Genomic DNA, 1633 nt, shown 5'->3' with positions numbered 1-1633 from the left:
ACAACAGTTTTCTGCTCCTTTTTTCGTATCTTAAAGTAGGTTTTAACGGACATCAGGATGCTTTCTACCCAACAAAAAATACATTTCAGTTCCTATTCAGGATTGTACGATATCATTGTTCCAAAAGACAATCTACTTCGAAAAATCAACGATCTTATCGATTTCAGTTTTATCTATGACGAGCTTTTGGAGAAGTATTGCCACACTAATGGTCGTACAGCGGAGAGCCCTATCAAGATGTTCAAGTATCTTCTGTTAAAAACGATCTATACCGTTTCGGATGTGGATGTCGTTGAGCGATCCAGATATGATATGTCCTTTAAATACTTTCTTGAAATGGCCCCTGAGGAGGAGGTGATCAATTCAAGTTCACTAACCAAGTTTCGCAAACTCCGATTAAAAGATATGGATCTACTGAACCTGTTGATCAATAAGACCGTATCGATTGCCCTTGAAAAAGGTATTATAAAATCTAAATCCATCATTGTAGATGCTACCCATACCCATTCTAGATCGAACCCATATACAGCATTGGAAGTGCTCAAGGAACGCTCCAAGCTATTAAGAAAGGCGATATATCAGATCGATGAGGAATACAAGGTGAATCTGCCACACAAGAACGAATCTAATGACCTAGATCAAGAGCTTACCTATTGCAAGGAATTACAAAGGGTCCTTGATCAGGATCAATCTATCAGTGAAATACCGGCTGTTAAAGAGAAGTTGAACTTGTTGAAGGAAACCATTGAAGACACAAAAGAATACTATTTGCTCTCTAAAGATGATGAAGCCAGGCTTGGACATAAATCTGTAGACAGCAGTTTCTTTGGCTATAAAACACATCTAGCGATGACCGAGGAACGCATTATAACAGCGGCAGTGGTTACTACAGGCGAAAAAGGTGACGGTCCGGAACTGCCTCGGTTATTGGAGATCAGCCAACAAAATGGAATGGAAGTGGATACTATAATAGGTGATGCTGCATATTCTGGAAAAGACAACCTTCAGTTGGCAAAAGAGCAGAATATTGATATCATCGCTAAATTGAATCCGGGAGTCAGCCAAGGACACAGGAAAGAAGGGGATCACTTTCACTACAACAAAGACGCAGGAATGTTTATCTGTCCGGCAGGCCATCTAGCAATCCGAAAGGCCCGTCAGGGCAAAAAGAACATTGGCAAAAATCAAGCAGACACATATTACTTTGATGTGGATAAATGTAAAGTTTGCCCTCTTAGAGAAGGATGTTACAAGGAAGGGTCCAGAACTAAGTCTTATTCAATCACCATAAAATCCGAACTTCATAAAGAGCAAATGGCTTTCCAGGAAACCGATTATTATCGAAAAAAGTCTAAGGAAAGATATAAAATTGAAGCTAAGAACAGTGAGCTCAAGAATGTCCATGGTTATGGAAGAGCAGATTCCTATGGTGTCCAAAATATGAAAATGCAGGGGGCAATGGCCATATTCACAGTAAACTTGAAAAGAATCCTGAAATTGATCTAAAAAGGAGGGGTATTGCCTCAAAAACAATCGAATTGGGATGCTAGAAAACCAAATAGCAAGTCCAAGTAGGTTAAATCTTTAACAAGGCCATTAAAAAGCAAACTTCCAGAAATCCTTTAAACAAAAA

1 protein-coding gene is annotated in these 1633 nt (G+C 39.2%); it reads left to right on the top strand.

Annotated features, from left to right (window positions below; genetic code table 11):
- The first annotated feature begins 57 nt into the window (after nucleotides 1–57).
- Nucleotides 58–1506, top strand: a complete 1449-nt coding sequence (locus IPZ78_RS17150) for an IS1182 family transposase (RefSeq protein WP_225555201.1) — start codon at nucleotides 58–60, stop codon at nucleotides 1504–1506.
- Nucleotides 1507–1633: the final 127 nt, after the last annotated feature.

This window comes from Sphingobacterium bovistauri (assembly GCF_020295405.1).
Lineage (GTDB): Bacteria > Bacteroidota > Bacteroidia > Sphingobacteriales > Sphingobacteriaceae > Sphingobacterium > Sphingobacterium bovistauri.
The sequence above is the reverse complement of the archived record's forward strand: the minus strand, read 5'-3'. Positions and strand labels throughout refer to the sequence as shown.

Excerpts from the sequence above, each read along its gene's own strand:
- IPZ78_RS17150 (WP_225555201.1), top strand. The coding sequence starts at position 58 with ATGCTTTCTACCCAACAAAAAATACATTTCAGTTCCTATTCAGGATTG.